Here is a 21673-nt window from a genome sequence, read left to right as displayed (position 1 = left end):
CGCCATGACCACCATGACCGCAGCCGTCGTTGAAGACTTCGGCAAAGATCTAACTATCACCGAGTATCCGCTTCCAGAACCAGCACCTCATCAGGCACTGGTGAAACTCATCGCCTCAGGTGTGTGCCACACCGACCTGCATGCCATGGAAGGAGACTGGCCGGTGAAGCCCACTCCGCCTTTCATCCCGGGCCACGAAGGAGTGGGAATCGTAGAGAAACTAGGGGCCGAGGTCACCAATATCGCCGTCGGTGATGTCGTGGGAAACGCCTGGCTCTGGAGCGCGTGCGGCTCATGTGAATACTGCCGGACCGGTTGGGAGACTCTGTGCGAGGAGCAGACCAACGGTGGCTACTCAACAGATGGGTCCTTCGGACAGTACATGTTGGTTGACGCCCGATATGCGGCATTGATCCCTGCCGGTTCAGACCCCCATGAGATCGCCCCGGTTCTCTGTGCCGGCGTGACTGTCTATAAAGGGCTCAAGCTGACCAATGTGCGCCCGGGGCAATGGGTCGTGATCTCTGGGATCGGTGGATTGGGCCATATTGCGGTCCAATACGCGGTCGCAATGGGGATGCGGGTCATCGCAGTGGACATCGCTGATGACAAGCTCGCACTCGCCAAAAGGCATGGTGCCGAACTCTGCCTCAATGCAATGGGTGTAGACCCAGCCCATGAGATTCAACAGCAGGTGGGCGGGACCCATGGAGTTCTCGTAACTGCTGTGCACCCCAGTGCGTTCGGCCAGGCGATCAACATGACACGACGCGGCGGCACCATTGTGTTCAACGGTCTACCCCCTGGCGACTTCCCCGCACCTATTTTCGACATCGTCCTGAAGGGACTCACCATCCGCGGATCTATCGTGGGCACCCGACAGGACATGGTCGAAGCTCTCGAGTTTTACGCACGTGGGCTGATCCATCCGACCATTTCCAAGCGTCCCCTGAAGGACATCAACGCCGTGTTCGATGAGATGCACCACGGGAAGATCGATGGCCGCGTTGTCATCGACTATTCAACCTCCTGAGAACTCCATCACACGCTGACTGGACCACAGCAGACTTTCTACCACCCTGGCGAGACCGGCATAGAGTGGGGAACCGTGCCTGCAGATTCGGTCTATACAGTGCTCTCGCCCGACGTCGAGGTGGTGACGGAGCTTGTTCGGAAAAGATCTCGGTTTCTGACTGTCATGCGCCGGACCCGGTCACCAGGCGAAGCCCAAGATCTCGTCGACAGGCTCCGGAAGGAGAACAGCGGCGCCCGCCACTGTTGCTCTGCCTGGGTCATCGGACATGACCGCCAGCACCAGAGGGGAAATGACGACGGCGAACCCTCAGGTACCGCCGGAGCACCGATGCTGGAAGCGCTCATGAAAGCTGAGACCCCCGGCGGCAGCCAGGACTTCAGCGACGTTTGCGTGGTGGTCATCCGGTGGTTCGGTGGAACGCTGCTGGGCGCCGGGGGTCTGGTAAGTGCCTACTCGGACTCTGTGGTCACAGCGTTGGAACAAGCGCGTGAACTCGATGCCTTTCGAGCGCGGCAACGGATGCGCACATTTCAGCTTGTCGCTCCCATCGGGGAGGCTGGCCGCTGGGAGCACCGGCTCAGGCATTCCAGCATCACAGTGAACAACGTTGACTACACCTCCCAAACGGGGGTGGCAATAATGGACGCTGCCATTCCAGACGACCACGCGGCGCTTCATAGGCTTAGCTCACTGGTTGCCACGCTCAGCGGTGGAGACGCTGAACTTAATCCGACTTCCTACGAGTGGCGCGATATACGTTCAGACACTTGATCTCAGCTCCACCTGCTGGCCGACAGGTCAGCGGCACATTCAAGAGGATAGGATTGCGGGGATCGGACCCGCTCGAATTGCTTGGGAGCATATGTTGTTATCAGACGAGGAACGCCGACAAAAAGCCGTTGACTCGCTACGAATCCTTGATACTGCGCCCGATGAAAGAATCGACCGGGTAACGAGGCTCGCTCAGGAGCTCTTTCAAGTTCCCATGGTTAGTGTGACGCTGATTGACCGGGAACGTCAGTGGCGTAAATCAGAAATTGGCCTGGGCGGCCCTGAAGCTCCGCGGACGGATTCCTTTTGTGACGCGACACTTCGCCGCGGCGGCAGTCTCGTGATCGAAGACGCTTCACAGGACGCTGAATTCTCCGCTAGTCCTTTTGTGACCGGCGATCCTCACCTGAGGTTCTACGCAGGCAACGCTCTTCACGCGCCTTGCGGCGAACAGGTCGGCACGCTGTGCATTATGGACACTACGCCTCGCGTTCTTAACGAGCGCCAGCGGGGCCTCCTTCAGGACCTCAGCCTATGGGTCCAAACCGAAATGGCCAGGCAGTCTGAGTTGGATGACCTTGCTGTCATACAGCGAACACTCAGACCACGAAGCGTCCCGCAGGTCCCTGGCTACACAGTGGCCGCCGGGGCGCGGTCGGCCGGGGATATCGCGGGAGACTTCCATGACCTCCACCGCTCTGAACGCGGGTTGCGTCTGACAGTAGCGGACGTCATGGGCAAAGGAATGGGCCCAAGCATTGTCGCCTCAGCTGTCCGTGCCGCACTGCGCACAGCTCCGGACCGCCCACTATCACGCGCTGTCACCGAGACTGACAAGCTCCTTGAAGAAGAAATCGGGGACTTGAACATCTTTGTTACTGCCTTTCACAGTGAACTTGATGTTTCTACTGGGCAACTGACCTTCGTGGATGCAGGTCACAACCTCAGTTTCGTTTTGCGAACCACAGGCGAACAGGAGCGGATCCGCACTGACGGCCTACCCCTGGGGATGGGGATGGAAACCGAGCATAAGGAAGCCTCTATTCAGCTCAACCCGGGTGATCTTTTCATTTGCAGCAGCGACGGACTGCTAGACATCATTAATCTCGAATCCGGCGAGCAAGAAATCGAACGTCTCTTCCGCGATACCGAGCCAGAGATGGCAGTACAGCAGGTTCTCAACCTCGCAGAGACTGCCAAAGCTACAGATGACGTCACCATCGTAGTTGTGAGATGCGATTCATGACCCGGCGCATGATCATCATTCGGATCCTGGCAGTTCTAGCCGTCCTGACAGGCATTAACTACGTCACCTGGCGGTGGCTCGAGTCTGTTAATTGGGAGGCCTGGTGGATTGCCGTCCCGCTGATCGTGGCTGAAACGTTCAGCCTGATAGATACCTTCCTTTTCGCAGCCACTATGTGGAAGTCTAAGGAGAGAGAGGGCCCCAAATCTGCACCTGAAGGCACGGTGGATGTCCTCATCACCACATACAACGAACCTATCGAAATGGTGATGAAGACTGCCCAGGCTGCCCAGAGGATCACCTACCCGCATAAGACGTGGATCCTCGATGATGGTGATCGCTCGGAGATGGCCGCCGCAGCACAGAGTGCGGGCCTAGGTTACATCACCCGGTCCCAGGACTGGCTGGACAAACCTCGTCACGCCAAGGCTGGCAACCTCAACAATGCACTGTTTCGCACTGATGGTGAGTTCCTCCTCATTCTTGATGCCGACCAGGTCCCCGATCCGCTTATTCTTCACCGCACATTGGGTTACTTCGCGGATGATCCGCAGGTGGCTCTGGTTCAGACACCGCAGTGGTTCAGCAACGTTGACGAAGCTGACCCGCTGGGAAGTCAGGCACCGCTGTTCTACGGTCCAATTCAGCAGGGTAAAGACGGGTGGAACGCAGCGTTCTTCTGTGGGTCCAATGCTGTTTTGTGACGAGACGCCCTCATGCAGTTGGGGATCGTGGGGTACGTCCACGACCTTCAGGAATCCACCAAGCGCACACTTCGCGCTGCCGAAAAACTCCTGGGACGGGAGGCCAAACGTCACCACAATATCCCTGAACTGAGCGAAGAGCTTCAGCAACTGCATGCCCTCACAGCTGAGTCACTTGCGGACTTCCGCCGAGGCGAACCAGCTGCGGAAGTGGTCTACCGAGTCCAAGAGGCTGCCACGGCAGCCTCTCGTCGCCTATTTGAGAACGACCTGGCCACTATGTACGCAGACCTGGAGTCTCTCGGTCACGTTCCTGTTCAACGTGATGAGGAGCTCGGGGCGGTCGTGATTGATCAGGCTTCTCTTGATGCACTCACAGCTCAGGAACATTCACCGCTTGGCGCCGTTGAGTCCGTCGTGGCATTGCTCGAGCAACTCAGAGTGGACCGCCCTGACGAAGCACAACCGGTCCAGCCGTTGGCCACCATCTCTATCACCGAGGATATGGCCACTGCTATGCAAATGCACTCGATGGGATGGCGCAGCGTCTACCACCATGAAGTCCTTGCCCGCGGCTTGGCCCCAGAAGACCTCAACACCATGCTCAAACAGCGGTTGCGTTGGGCCCAGGGGACTCTCCAAGTCATGCTGCGTGACAACCCACTCGTCAAGAAGGGACTATCGGCGGGTCAGCGGCTGATGTACTTCGGAACGATGTGGAGTTACTTGGCGGGCTTCGCAGCCCTGGCGTACATGGCAGCGCCCATCATGTATCTGATGCTTGGTGTGATGCCGGTCAATGCCTGGAGCGTGGAGTTCTTCGCGAGGTTCCTGCCGTATTTCTTGATTAACCAGATATTGTTCATCTACGTAGCTCGAGGAATGCGCACGTGGCGCGGCCAACAGTATTCTCTAGCGCTCTTTCCGCTGTGGATCAAAGCTTGTTGGACGACCTTCGCGAACGTAGTTTTGGGAAAACCCCTGGGTTTCGTGGTTACACGTAAAGATGGAAAAGCCGAAGGTGGCGTCCCCTGGCGTGAAATCTGGCCGCAGTTGACTGTCATGGCGCTGCTGGCCATATCTCTCATCATCGGGGCGACTCGTGTCATGCTCGGCACTCTGGACGGCACGGGTACCCTCGTCAACACCGTATGGGTCATTTATATCCTGCTTGCCCTCAGCGTCATCATCCAAGCAGCCCGCTATCGTGGTCCGGCAGCGGTCCTCGATCACACAGAAGGAGACACATGGACCTCAAAGTGAATAAAATGCGCAATTACGCGGTCATAGCACCGCAGGGTCGACTCACAGCGGTGGGCGCGCCGACATTGCGCCAGGCCCTAGAGCGTCTTCTGGAGCAAGGAAGTGTTCGCATTGTTGTCGACCTCTCAGAGACGGCGTTCATCGACTCTTCAGGACTGGGCGCCCTCATCGGTGGGCTGAAGTCTGCCCGGCTTGCGCAAGGCGATCTCCGAATCGCCGCTCCTACACCGGCCGTGAGCAGTGTTTTGAAGCTGACCAACCTAGACAAGGTTCTCAGGGCGTATCCCACCGCGGAGACTGCCTACCATGCCAGTTGACGCACAGAAATGCTGTGAGATAGACGGATCGGCGGAGTTAGGAATCGTCGAGGAGGTCCTTGACGCGTTCGATCAGTTGTGTGAGGGCTCGGGCGGAGTTGCAGACGAAGACCAGATGCAGTTTGCACTTGCGGTAAGTGAGATCCTCACTAACATGATCACACATGGCCGGGCACATCCCGGAGCGGCCGAAATCGCCATTCACGCAAAGATCTGTGTCGACCCTCACCAACTGCAAGCTTTTCTTCGCGATACAGCAGAACCAATTAATGTGGCTCTCGATAACCTCTCGTTGCCGGACGATGTCTTGGAAGAGTCCGGCCGAGGTCTCGTCATATCAACGATGGTGCTGGATCGGCTCGAGCGTCAGACTGACTCTGGAAACGTGTGGACGTTGCAACGGTTCCGACGTCCTTAACTCCACCCGGCCGATGAAGAACTGTGCACTAAACTCATTAGCTATGTTCACCGAACTAGCTATCCGAGACTGCTGAAGGCGCGGTGGCGGAGAATGCTTGCCCTGTCCGGGCCCAGGCCCACATCACCGTCACAATAACAAGCCCACCCAGCACTGCCACGAGTGTCCCGTGATCCCACGGCAGGAGAACGAGTGCCAGCACCGATGTCACCGAGACGATGATGCCGTCACCAAGCCAGATCAGGATTTTCACCGCCGAGAAATCAATACCACCTGGGATCACAGTTGGAGCCAGAAAATCCACTGGAATATCTCGGCTGCGCATCGACTGAAAAAACCTCGCGCAGAGTATTGCGACCGAAATTATCAGGGACCAGACCACGGCATGCACAACCGACGCAGCGTCCATAGAAACAGCCACAGTCGGTAGCGCACCTGCCAGAGTCAGGACGATTGTCCCGACCACAGGCCACGGCAAACGGCGCATCATTGCAGTCCTAGGCCCCCAGCCAAATAGCGCAGAGGCGTCAAACTCGTTTTTCAGATGACGCCAACCCTCTGTAAGACCCCCAGTGCCGAAGAACATGAGAAGCGCTCCAGCAACGGCCAAGGGTACCGTCACCACCAGCCGGCTATCGAAGAGCTCTGCACCAATCGCGGGGACCACCAACGTTAGGAGTGCTGCACCGCAGGGAATCAGAACACATGCGCTCGCCAATGAGAGAGGGGTGCGGCACGCGGTGACAAAGTCTTGTCGCAGTCCACTGGCAAGGGGAAAGCCGGCCCCTACAGCCAAGCCTCCAAAGCGGTGGCGCGGCGGGGCGCGGAAAGCCTGCATTGCATCGTTGACGTTGCCGGTCGAGGTAAAAAGCCGAGCCTCGGAGAGCCGAATACTCTGAGTGACGATCCGCGACGCTGGCATACGGCCCAGCGCTCTGGGCACAACCAACAGAACCACCAGACCAGTGGTTGCCGTCAGCCCCAGGAGGACCACTAGCCAGGCGTTTCCTCCGGCCCACAAGGCTGCGGTCCACCCTACTGGAGTAATGAGGAACATTCCGGGAATCAGCTTTCCCAAGCCACCTAAGCCTGCAATGGTGCACGTCAGGATCCCTAGCCACCTTGTGGTGAGACGTTGTCCGAGAAACGCTAGAAGTCCTCCATGCACTGCAGCCAATCCCCCAGTGAGACTCAGCAGCCCGAACCTCACCCAGTCCGAGGCGCCAGCCTGGGTGAGGGCAAAGACTCCCACTGTGACAATCCCGCCAACCAGCAGACCAATCCCAAGAACTGATGTTGTAGTTGGCCGGACGAGCACCCGGCGTCGGCTAATGTCCGTCGAGAGCAAGGTGTGAGCTAGATACGGTGTCAGGAATGTTGGACCTTGCACCCGCCCCACCCATAGGGAGACCGCAGCCATTAGCGTCAATGCACCGAACACGTAGGGGGCGGATGCGGGTGACACCAAAAGAGCAGCCAGTTCGAAATCAAGAAACTGTCCGATGGCGTATGCCACCGGCACGACGTAAGAACCTAGGACGAACACTATGAGGTAGAGCGAAAACCAACGGTCCCCTGAGGTGGGAGCGCCTTCACGTCCCAGGTAGATTCCTTTGGCTGCCCTGAGCCGGAGATTATCAGATCTCGTCGGCACTGGAGGGCCCCACCAGGTCGACCCGCACAGGCACATCCTCGATCACTGAGGCACGGTCGAGGATCTCAGCCCGGTGGGTTGCAGCGATGATTAGGCCTCCGTCATCGGCTAGAGACTCCAGAATCTGCACCAGTGCTTCCACCCGTTCTTCGTCCAGATGGCGTTCCGGTTCATCGAGCAGCAGCAGTTTGAAAGGCCGGCTCAGGGTCAAAGCCACACCGAACAGTTGCAGTTGTCCAGCTGAGAGCTCATACGGAAAACGTTCGCCCAGCTGCGCTATGGTCAGCTGTTCCAGGGTATGTTCTGCAGCGCTGAACGCCGCTGACACCCCATCTCCCCAGGACACTCGCACAAGGGACAACTGTTCGATCAGAGTCATATCCCGAGCCATCGGTGGAGTATCGATAAGGGACGCGACGCATGCTCGAAAGCTGGGATCAAATTCGTTTGGAACCTGGCCATTGACGCGACACTCCCCTGCGCTGGGGAGCTGCCTTCCCGCAAGAGTTTTCAGCAGTGTGGTTTTTCCTGCCCCGTTCGCCCCGGTGAGCGGCACAAGTCCAGGAGTAAAGAGTGAAAAGGTGGTCTCGGGGAGGAGAATGGAGTCGTCAGTCCAGACACCCAGGCCTCGACATTCAACGGTGACTGTCATCAGCCCATGAGTGGGCTGCCGACAAACGGGTCAATCCAGAGTCCGATGAAGAGCATCGTCAGGTAAAGAATAGAAAGGTGGAACAGCTTCATGGCGCGCTTATCAGTCAGTGACTCGTTCTGAGCCCGCCGGTACAGTACATGGGACTCGTAGATGAACCACGCCCCGGCGACGACTGCGAATGCCGAATACGTGATGCCAGCCCATCCGAGTGGGATGAGCAGCAATGAACATGCGACGGTCGCCCACGAGTACAGCACCACTTGGACGGAGACCGTTTTTGCTGAAGCGACAGCTCCCAACATGGGGACATCCGCATTTTGGTAGTCCGTACGGTACTTCATCGACAATGGCCAGTAATGGGGAGGAGTCCAGAGGAAGATGATGAAAAACAGGACCACCGCCGGCCACTCGACAGCTTCGCGCACAGCGGCCCAGGCGATCAGGACTGGGAAGCAGCCTGCAAGTCCGCCCCAAATGATGTTCTGTTCCGTCCGCCGTTTCAACAGCATGGTGTAAATCACCACGTAGAAGAACATGGCGGTAGCCCCGAGAGCTGCGGCGAGGGGATTTGCGCCGAACCACAGAACAGCGATTGCGGCGACCCCGAGCAGAGAGGCGAAGACCAGCGCTTCCCGAGGCGAAAGCTCACCCGTGACCAGCGGGCGTTTCTTGGTCCGGTTCATCAACCGGTCCATGTCACGATCCAGGTAACAATTGAACGCACCTGAGGAACCCGCGGCGAAAGCACCACCAATCATGGTGGCCAACGCCAGCCAAAAATTGGGAAGTCCGCCCTGGGCGAAGAACATGGTGGGAAGAGTCGTCACCAAGAGCAACTCGATAACTCGGGGCTTGGTGAGCGACAGGTAGGCAGCGGCTTTGCGCTTGAAACCGAGCCTCTGCCCTGACACCGGTGCCGTTGAGGCGGCCTTGTTGTCAGAGGTACGAGTGCTCAAATCGGTCACTGGGACAGTCTACCTTGTTCTACCGACTGTAGAAATTGGTGCGAGTCGCATTACGCATCGATCTTTTCACGGTCTAAGGCAGCCGCTCCTTCAATAATGAACTCCTTGCGGGGTGCGACGACAGACCCCATAAGAAGGTCGAACACGCGCTCAGCGGCTTCAGCGTCCTGCACTCTAATTCGGCGCAGGGATCGGTACACCGGGTCCATGGTGGTTTCTGACAACTGATCTGCATCCATTTCTCCCAGCCCCTTGTACCGCTGAATGGGTTCCTTATATCGCTGCCCTGAGGTCTCCAGGTCTGCAAGAAGTGTGACGAGCTCGTTCTCGGAATAGGTGTAACGGACTTCATTCGGCTTTTTGCCTGAGTTGATGATTTCCACACGGTGGAGCGGAGGCACGGCGGCAAAAACTCGGCCGGCTTCGATCATGGGGCGCATGTAGCGGAAGAAGAGAGTCAAGAGCAGAGTACGAATATGCGCTCCATCCACATCGGCGTCTGTCATCAAGACGACTTTGCCATAGCGCGCAGCATCAAGATCGAAGCTACGTCCCGAACCTGCTCCGATGACTTGCAGCAAGGCGGCGCATTCGGTGTTCGACAGCATGTCGGAGACGGAGGCCTTCTGCACATTGAGGATCTTTCCGCGGATGGGCAGCAACGCCTGAAAGTCTGAGGACCGGGCAAGCTTTGCAGTGCCGAGCGCGGAGTCCCCCTCCACAATGAACAGCTCACTGGATTCGACGTCCTTGTTTCTGCACTCGACCAGCTTTGCCGGCATAGTGGAGTTTTCGAGTGCGTTTTTTCGTCGCTGGGTCTCTTTGTGCTGACGGGCCGCGATTCTGGACTTCATCTCGGACACCACCTTCTCCAGCACTGCGGTGGCTTCTTGCTTCTCCGCTTTTTTGGCTGAGGTCAGGCGCCGCTCGAGCGCATCGGAAACCACTTTGTTGACAATCTGCTTAGCCGCTGGGGTGCCAAGAATCTCTTTTGTCTGACCTTCAAACTGCGGTTCCGCAATTCGAACTGTCATCACCGCTGTGAGACCAGCAAGAACATCATCCTTGTCCACTTTGTCGCTCCCGGCCTTGAGCCGGCGGGCGTTGGAGTCGATGACCTTACGGAAGACTTTGACCAGGGCTTGTTCGAAACCAGTGACGTGGGTGCCGCCCTTGGGCGTGGCGATGATATTGGCAAATGATTTCACCGTGGTGTCGTAGCCGACGCCCCACCGCAGCGCAATGTCCACCTCACAGTCGCGTTCCACATCTGTCATCACACCCTCTACCGAAATGCGTTCGGTGAAGCCGCCGTGACCCTGAATTCGCCAGATGTCCGTCACAGCTGAGTCTGTGGAGAGGTGATCGACGAACTCGCTGATACCTCCGTCATACTGAAAGACCTCCTCCAGATGCTCAGTGCGACGCTGGTCATGAATCACAATGCGCAGGCCCGGGACCAAGAATGCGGTCTGTCTTGCGCGGTTCACCAACTCCTGCTCCAAGAACTGCGCCTCCGGGGAGAAAATTTCCCGGTCCGCCCAATAGCGTACGGTTGTCCCGGTCAAGCCTCGCTTAGCCTTCCCCGACACTTGCAGCGGGGAGCCCTTCTCAGCCGGAGTGAATGCGTCAGACGGCTTGTGTCCGGCAAATGTGCCAGGCTCACCGCGCCTAAAGCTCATCGTATGAACTTTGCCACCCCGGGTGACATGCGCGTCCAAACGGGAGGAGAGCGCGTTGACTACTGAGGCACCTACACCATGGAGACCACCAACGGCGTTGTAGGAGCCGCCGCCGAACTTGCCCCCAGCGTGGAGCTTCGTGAAGACGACCTCCAGCCCGGAAAGCCCGGTGCGGGGTTCGATGTCAACTGGGATCCCGCGCCCATCGTCAGAGACCTCGACCGAGTCGTCGGGGTGGAGGGTGATGTGGATATTGGATGCATGACCGGCAAGCGCCTCGTCGACGGAATTGTCAATGACTTCCCAGACGCAGTGCATCAGGCCCCGGGAGTCGGTGGAGCCGATGTACATGCCGGGCCGCTTCCGCACGGCCTCGAGCCCTTCGAGGACCGATAAGTGCCGGGCACTGTATTCGTCACGTTGAGCCAACAGGGGCCTCCATTGATTGGTGAAAGGAACTTATCTCCCAGGCTACGTCGACGTCCTGGTGCTTCCGTGCAGAAGCGCCGCTGAGCTCTCCCCCATGATTCGCCGGTGGCGAAAGCCACGCCTTTGTCAGCGAAATCGCGAATGCGCAGCCCTATGACGTGGTTGTATAGGTGACATCATCACGTAACGCTAGGAGGCGAGAGCATGACAGCTACATCCGGCACCCTCGAAGCCACTCCCACGCTGACTGCCCTGGACCGCTGCGACCGCTGCGGAGCTCAGGCTTATATTCGTGCTGTGCTCGCTTCTGGCGGCGCGCTTCTGTTTTGCAACCACCACGGTCGCGATGTGGAGCCTAAGCTTCGCCCACAGACTGTTGAGTGGACTGACGAGTCTGAAAGAATCAGCTGACCAGCTGCGCTGTGCACGCTGTCCGTAGGTAGTTCGTCTCGGATGCGCATCTGTTCTCAGTTCTGATTTTCCAGATTACAAAAAAGATTCCCCGGGGGCCTACCCCGGGGAATCTTTTTTGCGTTGTATTCAGTTGTGCGGGCCTATTAAGCCGGTGAGGAGATACTCCTCACCACGACCATGGGGTTGATCAGTCCAGGTAATCCCGGAGGACCTGGCTACGACTGGGGTGCCGCAGCTTCGACATGGTCTTAGATTCGATTTGCCTTATACGCTCACGAGTCACCCCATAGACTTTTCCGATTTCGTCTAAAGTCTTCGGCTGGCCGTCAGTCAGTCCGAAGCGCATTGCGACGACTCCGGCTTCCCGCTCGGCCAGGGTGTCCAGCACCGAGTGCAGTTGCTCCTGCAACAGGGTAAAGCTCACCGCGTCGGATGGCACGACCGCCTCCGAGTCTTCGATGAGATCCCCAAACTCGGAGTCACCATCTTCACCGAGTGGCGTGTGTAGTGAGATCGGCTCGCGACCATACTTCTGAACTTCAACGACTTTCTCAGGAGTCATGTCGAGTTCGGCGGCGAGTTCTTCAGGTGCAGGCTCTCGACCGAGGTCTTGGAGCATTTGGCGCTGGACGCGGGCCAGCTTGTTGATCACTTCCACCATGTGCACCGGGATGCGGATGGTCCGTGCCTGGTCGGCCATGGCGCGGGTAATCGCCTGACGGATCCACCAGGTGGCGTAGGTCGAGAATTTGAAACCCTTGGTGTAGTCGAACTTCTCGACTGCACGAATCAGTCCTAGGTTTCCTTCCTGGATCAGATCCAGGAAGAGCATGCCGCGCCCGGTATACCGTTTCGCCAATGACACAACAAGTCGGAGGTTAGCTTCCAGCAGGTGGTTCTTGGCCTTCCTCCCATCAGCGACGACTAGCTCATAGTCTCGCCTGAGCCGCTTGTCCTTCACCGTGTCGTTCTTGAGCTTATGCTCTGCGAAGAGACCGGCTTCAATGCGAAGTGCTAGATCCACTTCTTGTTCGGCGTTGAGGAGTGCAACTTTACCGATTTGCTTCAGATAGTCCTTGACAGGATCTGCAGTCGCACCGGCGGAGACGACCTGCACGGCAGGGGCATCGTCATCATCAGCGTTGGAGATGACGAATCCTCGGCCTGAGCCATCTTCCTCATTCGCCCCGGACTTCGGCTCCATGATCTTTTCAGCGTCCTCACCGGACTCTTCGGCTTTGGCAACAGCTGTTTCCAGAGCCTCAGTCGGTGAGGCGGCTTCTTCTGCAAGAATTTCATCGACTGGGTCAGCAGCCTTCTTTCGGCCACCGGTCTTCTTTGCAGGACCGGGCGCTGTCTTGGTTGTCGATGGTGGACTGCTCTGCTTTGCGGAGGAGGACCGGGATTTTCCGCTTGCCTGGGAAGTCGTCTTTTTGGCCGTCGTCTTAGTGGACGAGGTCTGTGTTGACTTCTTGGCAGCGGTCTTCTCGGCTTCCTCAGCGGCGGCAGTCTCTTGTGTGGACTTCGACGCAGTGGTGGGCACGATGACCTTCCGTCTCGTTTACTGAGGTTCAAGCGCTCAACGCGCCTATGACCCTGTCAAGTCCCGATTCGGAGCAAAATCGTCCTCGGGCTGCAGGGTCTTACGGGGTCCAACAGTGCCATAGTCCGATACATTCCCTGGTCCGAGAAAAAATTATCGATGGCCCAACCACCATGAGTAACTCGACTCTTTGACACGCGCCCAGGGGCATATGCCCAAGGCTCTGATGCAGTGCACGACGCTGCGCGCCACAGGCGGAGCAGTGATGCTTGCCCACAATTCCGGATGCTGTTGACGCACTTCTTCAGCAAAGACAGTGGCAGTGCTCGAGCTCCCGCGAAGCCACTCGATCCAGGACCGCAGACCCAGAATCTCAGCACGTTGAACACCTCGAGCATAGGGCAGCAGGTGATAGAGCAGTTCGGAGAGTCCTTCAACGCGTTCCCATCGCGGCGGATGCGGTGAAAATCCCCATGCCAACTCCATGGATCCACTGTGAACAGCACCTGATCCAACCAACTCAAGGGCGTCCCCCACAGCATCGACACTGCTCACGGTCAGCGCCATCAGCAACTCGAGGTTCTCCGCCTGTTCCAAGGTCCGGAGTAGCGCTGAGGCCTGTTCTGGCGACTGATGAATCCATGAAGCCTCGGTCCTGCTTCCGCCATGGGCTTCCCGGATGCACCGGCGCAGCGCGGCGTCCCAGAGGGCGGTCACTGCTTCTGCTCTGTTCGGCGGCGGGGCCGTGTGCTCTCGAACAGCCCGCTGCTGAGCATGTGTTGCACGCGAAGGGGCAGCCAGAAACCCGCTGAGCGCCTCTGCGGGGCTAGCAGCGCGGCTCCAGGCCAATTCCGGGAGACGTTGAAGCGTCGCTTGCAGCACTGAATCAGCATCTTCTCCGGGAAACGACCGTGCCTCACTCACGTCGGAACATCTGTAGTCCCGGATGAAACCCTGACCCACGTGCCACACCTTCACCAAGGAGGCACCAGCTTGTTCAAACAGCCCCTCCGCCAATCGGGCCATGAGGACCTCGTACTGGTCGGGTGAGTCGGGGGCGGGAAGCTCAGAGTCGAAGATGATAGCCATAGCCGCCTCCGGAGCTGGCGCCGCCTCAGGCCCAGCGATCCACGCAGCGCACTGGGCTCCCATGCGTTCTGGCTGCTCGAGGACTGGAGCCAGGTCCACGCGGAGGTGACCGCCGGTAACCCCTGCGCTGAGACCGATGACGACGAGAGACTCCGCGGGCAAATATCCGAAGGTGTGCTGAACCAGGGCCAGCGCGTCCCCGGGGCGATCGACGCATAGTGGCTGCGCAGAGCGGCGCGACGCTTTTCCAGGTTCAGCTTGTTCGGGATTGTAGGGTGTGGATGAATCGTTCATGCCCCCCACGTTCCCGAATACCCGTACTAACTCACAGGGTTGAAGTCTGCCGTTGGGGAGCATTCGGCGTGTCGCTGCTGACTCACACAGCTTGGGGAAAAATCTAGTCCGTCGACTGCTCGGGGTGGGGGCCGTCGTCGTCGCTCTCTGGTGTATCAGTTCCTTCGGCGGAACCCGGAATCACATCATCGGGGCGGCTTCGGAGGAACTCCTCAACGGCCGCTCCCAGCTCTTCTGCATCTGGGACAACGTCATCCTGCCCAAGAAGGAGGGAACGCTGAGCTGTGGAGGAATACTGATCGAAGTTGGCCTCTAGCTTCTGAACCACCTGTGCGATCTCTGGAGCCTGCTCCACCTGGCGGGAGACATCGACCTCCACGGAACGAGCAGCCTCACGCAGCTCATCCGTGGGCAGCATCAGTTCGCAAGCCGCTCCTGCGTATTCCAAAGCCGCCACAGCCACCTGCGGATACCTCCCTGAGGCAAGGTAGTGAGGCACGTGCAGGGTGTAGCCAACGACGTCCCGCCCAGCCTCATCGACTCGTAGCTCAAGCATCTGCGACAGACCAGCCTCGATCTGCGCATTGGGCGACCATGTCGACATGCCTTCGATGAGGTCGGCGCGGTTGCCGTGCGCGGTCACTCCCACGGGGCGGGTGTGGGGTGTAGGAAGGCCCAACGAGTCCACGGTCACAACAAGCTTCACATCAAGGTGCTCAATCAGGTTCAGTACAGTCTCTGCTACTCGTTCCCACTGGAAGTCCGGCTCATCGCCAGTCAGCAGCAGGAAGGGGCGATCCATGGCATCCCGAACTTCGAAGAGATCGAGCCGAGGGCCCCGGTAGTCGGAGAATCTGTTCTCGGTAAAGGTGACTTGCGGTCGTCGGGAGCGGTAGTCAAAAAGTTCATCAACATCGAAGCTGGCGACCTGCCTGTGCGGCAGAGCACCCAACAAGCCCTCTGCCAGCTGCTCTGAGAGCGACCCCGCATCAGTGTGGCCGGCTACGGAGATCACCATCGGACGCCGGGGGCCACCACCGTGCTCGCCGTGGAGCACCATCTCCTTCTCGGAGGAGGTCTCCCCCGGTTCCTGCTCAGGGTCCTCGGTATGGATATGCAGCAGATCAAACTCATAAGGATTGCTCACCGGCTGTGGATCCTCCCTCTGGTGTTAGTTGGGTGTGCAGCGCACGCGGACTAAGTCTTCTGTGGAGTAACAGTTTCTCCATAGCATCCCATTCCCGCCGACAATGACATTCGGTCGCAGAATGTGGATAGGATCAGAGTTGTGATTAGTGAATTTGCTCCCACCGTGACCGCCGTTTCCTCTGCAATTCAGAAAGTCGACGCTGACGCACTAGTGCTTGGTGTTGCCAAAGGCCCGGAGGGACCGGTGCTGCTGCCCAATCCACTGGCCGAGAAAGCGGCTAAGGGAGTCTCGGACTCGCTCACCGCGCTGGGCGCCTCGGGCGCTGCAGATCAGTTGTTGCGGCTTCCCGGTGTCGACGGTTACCGGTCGGAGACTCTCGTGCTAGTCGGCGTGGGCAAGCTCACAGGAGAACCTGATGGAGGAGTGTCCTTGGAAGCGCTGCGCCGGGCTGCCGGTTCGGCCGTAAGGCAACTGTCGTCTGCGCAGTCTGTCGCTCTTGCACTGCCCGCCGCGACAGTCGAACAGGTTGCCGCCGTCGCCGAGGGGGCCGCACTGGGGGCCTACAACTTTCCCCATTTCAAGGGTTCAGAAGAGGCAAAGGCGAAGACTCCCGTCTCTGAGATCGCTGTTCTCACTGAGCTTCGTGACAAACATACGAAACCAGCTGTAGCTCGCGCCAGCGTCGTGGCTGCAGCTGTGCGCGCGACTCGGGATCTGGTCAACACACCGCCGAGCCACCTCTACCCCGAGTCCTTTGCTGATGTGGTGAAAGCCAACGCCAAGGGCACCAAGCTCAAGGTGAAGGTCTGGGACCACAAAGACCTGGAGAAGGATGGCTTCGGAGGCCTCCTGGGTGTGGGCAATGGTTCGTCCCGAAAACCGCGCCTGGTGCGTATCGAGCACTCCCCATCCCGACCGGTGGCCCATATAGCGCTGGTTGGCAAAGGCATCACATTCGACACCGGCGGCATTTCTCTGAAGCCGGCCAACGCAATGACCACCATGAAACTCGACATGGCAGGTGCCGCAACCGTAGCCGCCGTGGTGAGAGCTGCCGCCGACTTGGATCTGCCCGTGAAAGTCACGGGTTGGCTCTGCCTGGCTGAGAATATGCCCTCATCGACCGCCCAGCGCCCCGAAGACGTCATCACTATCTATGGTGGAAAGACCGTTGAGGTGCTCAATACAGACGCAGAGGGCAGGTTGGTCATGGCTGACGGGATCGTCGCCGCTGGCGAGGAGAGCCCTGATGCAATCATTGACGTCGCCACCCTGACAGGCGCGCAAATGATCGCACTCGGGCTGCGCACTGTCGGCGTCATGGGGCAGGACGCTCTGCGCGACAGGATCGTGGAAGCCTCCAAAGACGCTGGCGAGTCACACTGGGCCATGCCCATTCCCGAAGAAGCCATTACCAGCTTCGAATCCCCCATCGCAGACCTGACAAATCTGGGTGCCAGGGAAGGCGGGATGCTCAACGCAGCGGCTTTCCTGCGTGAGTTTGTTCCGCAGCGAACCGATGCCGACAAGGATGCTCTGGACCCTGAGTCCAACAGGATCCCATGGGCACATATTGACCTCGCGGGCCCGGCCTTCAATGAAAAGGGTGCCTACAACTATGTACCGAAGGGCGGTACGGGTGTGACCGTGCGAACCCTGGTTTCATACCTCGAAGGCCTGTCCCGCTGATAGTCTGACGACCAAGCAATGAAGCGACAAACGTCTCACCCCAAAGGAGCCTGACTCGTGGCCGAAGAATTCGACGTACTGGTCCTCGGAGGTGGCAGCGCTGGATACGCCGCAGCTCTACGCAGTGTCCAGCACGGCTATTCCGTAGCACTTGTGGAGAAGAGCAAGGTGGGCGGCACCTGCCTGCACACCGGGTGTATTCCGACAAAGGCGTACCTGCATGCCGCAGAGATCGCCGACGAAGCTCGATCGTCAGAGAAATACGGCGTCCACGTCGATTTCAACGGCGTCGATATGGCCAAGATCAAGGAGTACAAGGACGGCATCGTTGCCGGAAAATTCAAGGGGCTCACCGGGCTGCTGAAGATGCGCAAAGTGCAGGTCATCGAGGGAGAAGGCAAGCTCGTCTCCCAGAATGAAGTCGAGGTTGACGGCACCACATATAAGGCGAAGAACATCGTGCTCGCCACCGGCTCCACCTCCAAGACATTCGGCCTGCCCCTCTCTGACAAGATCATCACCTCCACAGAGGCTCTCGAGCTCGACTACACTCCGAAATCGGCCATCGTGCTCGGCGGCGGCGTCATCGGCTCAGAGTTCGCCTCCGCATGGAACTCCTACGGCGTTGACGTCACGATCATTGAGGGGCTGCCCACCCTGGTTCCCAATGAGGATCCCTCAATCATCAAAATCATGGAACGGACCTTCAAGAAGCGCGGCATCACGTTCAATGTCGGCACCTTCTTCAAAGACGTCGAGGAAACCTCCGACGGCGTCAAAGTCACCCTCGAAGACGGCAAAACCTTTGAAGCAGAGATTTGCCTCGTCGCGGTCGGACGTGGCCCCGTCACAGAAGGCCTCGGGCTCGAGGAACAGGGCATCACCCTGGACCGGGGTTTCGTTATGACAGACAAGCGACTGCACACAGGAGTGGGCAACATCTACGCCGTCGGCGACATCGTCCCCGGCTTGCAACTGGCTCACCGTGGCTTCCAGCACGGCATCTTCGTCGCAGAAGAAATCGCCGGCAACAATCCGATGATTGTTGAGGACATCAACATTCCCAAAGTGACTTACTCCGAACCCGAGATCATGTCCATCGGGTATACCCAGCCTATGGCTGAGGAGAAGTTCGGCAAGGACGACATCGAAGTCACCGAGTACAACCTCGCCGGCAACGGAAAGTCCTCCATCCTGGGCACTTCCGGAATCATTAAGATGATCGCTGTAAAAGGCGGTCCGATCGTCGGCGTTCATGGCATCGGAAGCCGGATTGGTGAGCAGATCGGTGAGGCTCAACTCATCGTCAACTGGGAGGCCTACCCCGAGGATGTTGCAACGCTCCTTCACGCACACCCGACACAAAACGAAGCACTCGGAGAGGCCGCTATGGCTCTCTTCGGTCACCCCCTCCACGGCTGAGAAGCATCCAAGAGAACTCATGAGTAGGAGCCGGACCCATGTCTGAGACCGTCAATCTTCCCGCACTAGGTGAGTCAGTCACCGAAGGCACTATCACCCGCTGGCTCGTCGAGGTCGGAGAGGAGGTAGAGGTCGACCAACCCATCGTGGAGGTCTCCACTGACAAAGTGGACACAGAGGTCCCCTCACCGGTTGCCGGAACTGTGGACGAGCTCCTCGTAGCTGAGGACGAGACCGTGGAGGTCGGTGCGCCCCTCATCAAGATAGGCAGTGGGTCTGACGCAGGTGCTGATGATTCGGACGGCGACGCCGCCGAAGCTGAAGAGGAAGAGGCTGCTACTGAGGCCGAAGAGCCCGAAGAGACGCAAGAGGCCGCTGAAGAGGAAGCCCCTACTCCAGCAGCAGGCGAGTCAGCAGGCGGCGAAGCGACTCCGGAGGAGGAGAGTCCTGCCGGCGACACCGGAGGAGAATCTGAAGAGGTCACGCTCCCTGCCTTGGGTGAGTCCGTGACCGAAGGCACTGTCACTCGGTGGCTGGTCGAGGTCGGCGACGAGGTGGAAGTCGACCAACCTCTCCTGGAGGTGTCTACCGACAAGGTTGACACCGAGGTGCCGTCTCCGGTCGCCGGTACTGTCCAGGAGCTCAAAGTCTCTGAGGACGAAACAGTCGAGGTCGGTGCCGTGCTGGCACTGGTCGGTTCCGGCTCTTCCGGCTCCACCACGTCGGAGGAGCCCACTCCCGAGGCTGAGGAGGCCTCAGAGCCTGAGCCCGAAACGCAAGAGGCAGAGCCGGACACCGAGGAATCTCAGGCTGCTGACGATGCCGAGGAGGAGGCGCCGAAGGAAAAGGCCGACAAGGCTGAATCTAAGGAAGAGCCAAAGGCCAAACCCAAGTCTGAGGATTCTGAGGACACTTCAGCCGAGGGGTATGTCACACCCCTAGTACGGCGTCTGGCAAAGAAAGAAGACGTGGACCTGTCGTCCGTCAAGGGCACTGGTGTGGGTGGACGGATTCGCAAACAGGACGTTCTCGACGCTGCTGAGGCAAAGAAGTCAGAATCACCGGCTGAAGCACCAGCGGAGTCGTCCAAGCCAGCACCGGAAGTGAAGGTCGACACAGCGAAGCGTGGCACAACACAGAAAGCTCCGCGTATCCGCCAGGTCATCGCCCAGCGCATGAACGAGTCGCTGGAGATTTCGGCGCAGCTTACCCAGGTACACGAAATCGACATGACACGAATCGTGAATCTCCGGGCCAAGGCGAAGAACGCCTTCAAAGAACAGAACGGTGCGAACCTCACCTATTTGGCCTTCATCGCAGTCGCGGTCACCGAAGCGCTTAAGCAGCATCCGGTGTTGAATGCTGAGTACAGCCAGGACCAGAAGCAGATCACCTATCACGACTCGGAGCACCTGAGCTTCGCAGTCGACACTGAAAAGGGACTCATGGTCCCAGTGATTGCTGATGCAGGGGATCTCTCACTGGCTGGTATGGCAAAGAAGATATCCGATGTGGCTAAACGGACACGCGAGAACAAGATAGGCCCCGAAGAGCTCTCCGGCGGCACCTTTACTATCACCAATCTGGGCTCCTTCGGCGCGTTGTTCGACACTCCGATCATCAACCAGCCACAGGTCGCCATTCTCGGTCCTGGTGCCATCGTCAAACGCCCAATGGTCGTCACGGACGAAGAAGGCCAGGAAAGCATCGGCATTCGCCACATGATGTACCTGTCGCTGACCTACGATCACAGAATTGTCGACGGCGCAGACGCTGGCCGCTTCCTGCAGACCCTCAAGGGGCGCCTAGAAGAGGGTAACTTCGACGCTCAGCTCGGCCTGTAACCGTGGCGACGGGGCGCACGCTTCAGAGCTAGCTCGAGACAACTCAATGTGCGGGGACTCGCCTACGGGCGGGTCCCCGCACGAGTATGCGCAGGCGCCGAATCAGACACTTCCATGCACTGCGCCCTGGGCTGCTCAGCCTCATCTGCGGGATCACAGTGGGCACCTCCGTCAAGGCGTGGTCATCCGCCGCTGACAGTATGTCGAGCGGTTCGGGAGATGCACATTCATGAAGGTCTGCCGCGAACTCTCCAGCAAGTGGGCGTTGCGACGGTGTAGCGCTCAGGGCTGCTTCGAGAAGTTCCGCGAATTGATCAGACACCCCCGGCACCAGACTTTGTAGCGGTGGTCTTCGATCCACGCTTTCCGGCTCTCTACCCGTGAGACAACTCCACGCCACAGCTGCGAGGGACTTCACATCTGATTCTGGTGTCCCGTGAGCGCTGTCCATCCCCAGCAGTACGGAATCCCCCAAATCTCCTAGGGCAGGACGGCCTTCCGGAGTGAGCAGGATATTGGCTGCGGTGACATCACCATGGGCTGCACCCGACTCGTGGAGATGTGCAAGTGCCTGTGCAATAGGACTCACAGCAGTCACACACTCCCCCGCATTCAGCACTCCCACAGCCCGTCGCAGTTGGGCTAGTGACCCGGCTGTGAAGGGCTGCAGCAGCAGTCCCGGCTGGCCATCTGAGGTTCTTACGACACCCCAGGGTCGCACAAGATACTGATGCATCAGAGGCAGCATCGCTTCCAGCTCACGCTGCGCCGACCTCAGCGGTGGGGCGGTGCGGAGAGCACCTAGGGGCACTTTCAGAGCAAGAGTTCTTGGTGGGTTCTCCCCTGCCCACGTAATAGTTGGCGCAACGGAGGGACCTTGCCGCACCAGCCAGACCGAACTTCGGCCCCCTATCCCCAACAGACGCTCCGTAACGAGACCCGGAACGCATGGAGTCTGCGAAGGTAGGGGACTGAAATTTCGAGGCGGGGCGTCGTCGTCATAGTGCATAGAGTCAGGATGCACCCAATTCTCTGCGGCTGCAGGAGTTATCCACAACTTCTCGTCAGAAGCCATCAAGCGACCCATA

General features: G+C 58.7%; 19 protein-coding genes. 11 read left to right on the top strand and 8 right to left on the bottom strand.

All coding sequences use genetic code 11. The annotated features are described in order from the left end of the window. Nucleotides 1–4: 4 nt before the first annotated feature. The 7 genes from adhP (at nt 5) to FH975_RS01575 (ending at nt 5755) form a co-directional block, all read left to right on the top strand. Complete coding sequence (adhP, locus tag FH975_RS01600) at nt 5–1033, top strand: alcohol dehydrogenase AdhP (protein ID WP_162319728.1); 1029 nt, start codon at nt 5–7, stop codon at nt 1031–1033. 75 nt (nt 1034–1108) lie between these two features. Then, nucleotides 1109–1807: an IMPACT family protein gene (locus tag FH975_RS01595; protein WP_328821728.1), complete on the top strand. Its 699-nt coding sequence runs from the start codon at nt 1109–1111 to the stop codon at nt 1805–1807. Nucleotides 1808–1898: 91 nt separating this feature from the next. Next, the gene (locus FH975_RS01590; protein WP_162319727.1) at nt 1899–3053 is read left to right on the top strand and encodes a PP2C family protein-serine/threonine phosphatase; all 1155 of its coding nucleotides are present in this window, start codon (nt 1899–1901) and stop codon (nt 3051–3053) included. Beyond that, entirely contained in the window at nt 3050–3757 is a 708-nt protein-coding gene (locus tag FH975_RS16855; RefSeq protein WP_328821727.1) for a glycosyltransferase, read from the top strand. The genes FH975_RS01590 and FH975_RS16855 overlap by 4 nt, the downstream gene beginning before the upstream one ends. Nucleotides 3758–3769: 12 nt before the next feature. After that, nucleotides 3770–5020 carry a glycosyltransferase family 2 protein gene (locus FH975_RS16850; protein ID WP_328821726.1) on the top strand — a complete coding sequence of 417 codons (1251 nt, stop codon included), beginning with the start codon at nt 3770–3772 and terminating at the stop codon, nt 5018–5020. Further along, nucleotides 5005–5337 (top strand): STAS domain-containing protein, encoded by a 333-nt coding sequence (locus FH975_RS01580; protein WP_162319726.1) that lies wholly within the window; start codon nt 5005–5007, stop codon nt 5335–5337. The genes FH975_RS16850 and FH975_RS01580 overlap by 16 nt, the downstream gene beginning before the upstream one ends. Continuing rightward, entirely contained in the window at nt 5327–5755 is a 429-nt protein-coding gene (locus FH975_RS01575) for an ATP-binding protein (RefSeq protein WP_162319725.1), read from the top strand. Before FH975_RS01580 ends, FH975_RS01575 begins: the two co-directional genes overlap by 11 nt. A 55-nt stretch (nt 5756–5810) precedes the next feature. On the opposite strand, the gene FH975_RS01570 is transcribed toward FH975_RS01575, so the two are convergent. From FH975_RS01570 to FH975_RS01555, 4 genes are read right to left on the bottom strand one after another with little or no spacing between them, the layout of a single operon-like run. Continuing rightward, a complete protein-coding gene (locus tag FH975_RS01570; RefSeq protein WP_162319724.1) occupies nt 5811–7409 on the bottom strand; it encodes a hypothetical protein in 1599 nt (532 codons plus the stop codon). Continuing rightward, nucleotides 7393–8061, bottom strand: a complete 669-nt coding sequence (locus FH975_RS01565) for an ABC transporter ATP-binding protein (RefSeq protein ID WP_162319723.1) — start codon at nt 8059–8061, stop codon at nt 7393–7395. The genes FH975_RS01570 and FH975_RS01565 overlap by 17 nt, the downstream gene beginning before the upstream one ends. After that, the gene (locus FH975_RS01560) at nt 8061–9020 is read right to left on the bottom strand and encodes a heme o synthase (RefSeq protein ID WP_202922974.1); all 960 of its coding nucleotides are present in this window, start codon (nt 9018–9020) and stop codon (nt 8061–8063) included. The genes FH975_RS01565 and FH975_RS01560 overlap by 1 nt, the downstream gene beginning before the upstream one ends. Before the next feature lie 59 nt (nt 9021–9079). After that, nucleotides 9080–11140 (bottom strand): DNA gyrase/topoisomerase IV subunit B, encoded by a 2061-nt coding sequence (locus FH975_RS01555; protein WP_162319721.1) that lies wholly within the window; start codon nt 11138–11140, stop codon nt 9080–9082. A 204-nt stretch (nt 11141–11344) separates the two neighbouring features. Between FH975_RS01555 and FH975_RS01550 the strand changes: the two genes are divergently transcribed. Beyond that, nucleotides 11345–11551 carry a DUF7455 domain-containing protein gene (locus FH975_RS01550; protein ID WP_162319720.1) on the top strand — a complete coding sequence of 69 codons (207 nt, stop codon included), beginning with the start codon at nt 11345–11347 and terminating at the stop codon, nt 11549–11551. Nucleotides 11552–11741: 190 nt separating this feature from the next. On the opposite strand, the gene FH975_RS01545 is transcribed toward FH975_RS01550, so the two are convergent. The 3 genes from FH975_RS01545 to FH975_RS01535 all read right to left on the bottom strand — a co-directional run bounded on the left by FH975_RS01545 (nt 11742) and on the right by FH975_RS01535 (nt 15627). After that, entirely contained in the window at nt 11742–13097 is a 1356-nt protein-coding gene (locus FH975_RS01545) for an RNA polymerase sigma factor (protein WP_162319719.1), read from the bottom strand. Nucleotides 13098–13250: 153 nt separating this feature from the next. Next, the gene (locus FH975_RS01540) at nt 13251–14480 is read right to left on the bottom strand and encodes a DUF4192 family protein (protein ID WP_162319718.1); all 1230 of its coding nucleotides are present in this window, start codon (nt 14478–14480) and stop codon (nt 13251–13253) included. Between the two features lie 103 nt (nt 14481–14583). Beyond that, the gene (locus FH975_RS01535) at nt 14584–15627 is read right to left on the bottom strand and encodes a PAC2 family protein (RefSeq protein WP_328821725.1); all 1044 of its coding nucleotides are present in this window, start codon (nt 15625–15627) and stop codon (nt 14584–14586) included. 141 nt (nt 15628–15768) lie between these two features. On the opposite strand from FH975_RS01535, the gene FH975_RS01530 reads away from it, so the two are divergent. From FH975_RS01530 to sucB, 3 genes are read left to right on the top strand one after another with little or no spacing between them, the layout of a single operon-like run. Further along, entirely contained in the window at nt 15769–17319 is a 1551-nt protein-coding gene (locus tag FH975_RS01530) for a leucyl aminopeptidase (protein WP_162319717.1), read from the top strand. A gap of 57 nt (nt 17320–17376) precedes the next feature. Continuing rightward, nucleotides 17377–18741, top strand: a complete 1365-nt coding sequence (gene lpdA / locus FH975_RS01525; RefSeq protein ID WP_162319716.1) for a dihydrolipoyl dehydrogenase — start codon at nt 17377–17379, stop codon at nt 18739–18741. Between the two features lie 38 nt (nt 18742–18779). Further along, entirely contained in the window at nt 18780–20585 is a 1806-nt protein-coding gene (gene sucB / locus FH975_RS01520; protein WP_162319715.1) for a 2-oxoglutarate dehydrogenase, E2 component, dihydrolipoamide succinyltransferase, read from the top strand. Nucleotides 20586–20628: 43 nt separating this feature from the next. On the opposite strand, the gene FH975_RS01515 is transcribed toward sucB, so the two are convergent. Then, nucleotides 20629–21594: a protein kinase domain-containing protein gene (locus tag FH975_RS01515; RefSeq protein ID WP_268896655.1), complete on the bottom strand. Its 966-nt coding sequence runs from the start codon at nt 21592–21594 to the stop codon at nt 20629–20631. Nucleotides 21595–21673 lie beyond the last annotated feature (79 nt).

The organism is Nesterenkonia haasae (assembly GCF_010119385.1).
Taxonomy (GTDB): domain Bacteria; phylum Actinomycetota; class Actinomycetes; order Actinomycetales; family Micrococcaceae; genus Nesterenkonia; species Nesterenkonia haasae.
Note: the sequence above shows the minus strand (reverse complement) of the source record. Positions and strands in the feature narration are given on the sequence as shown.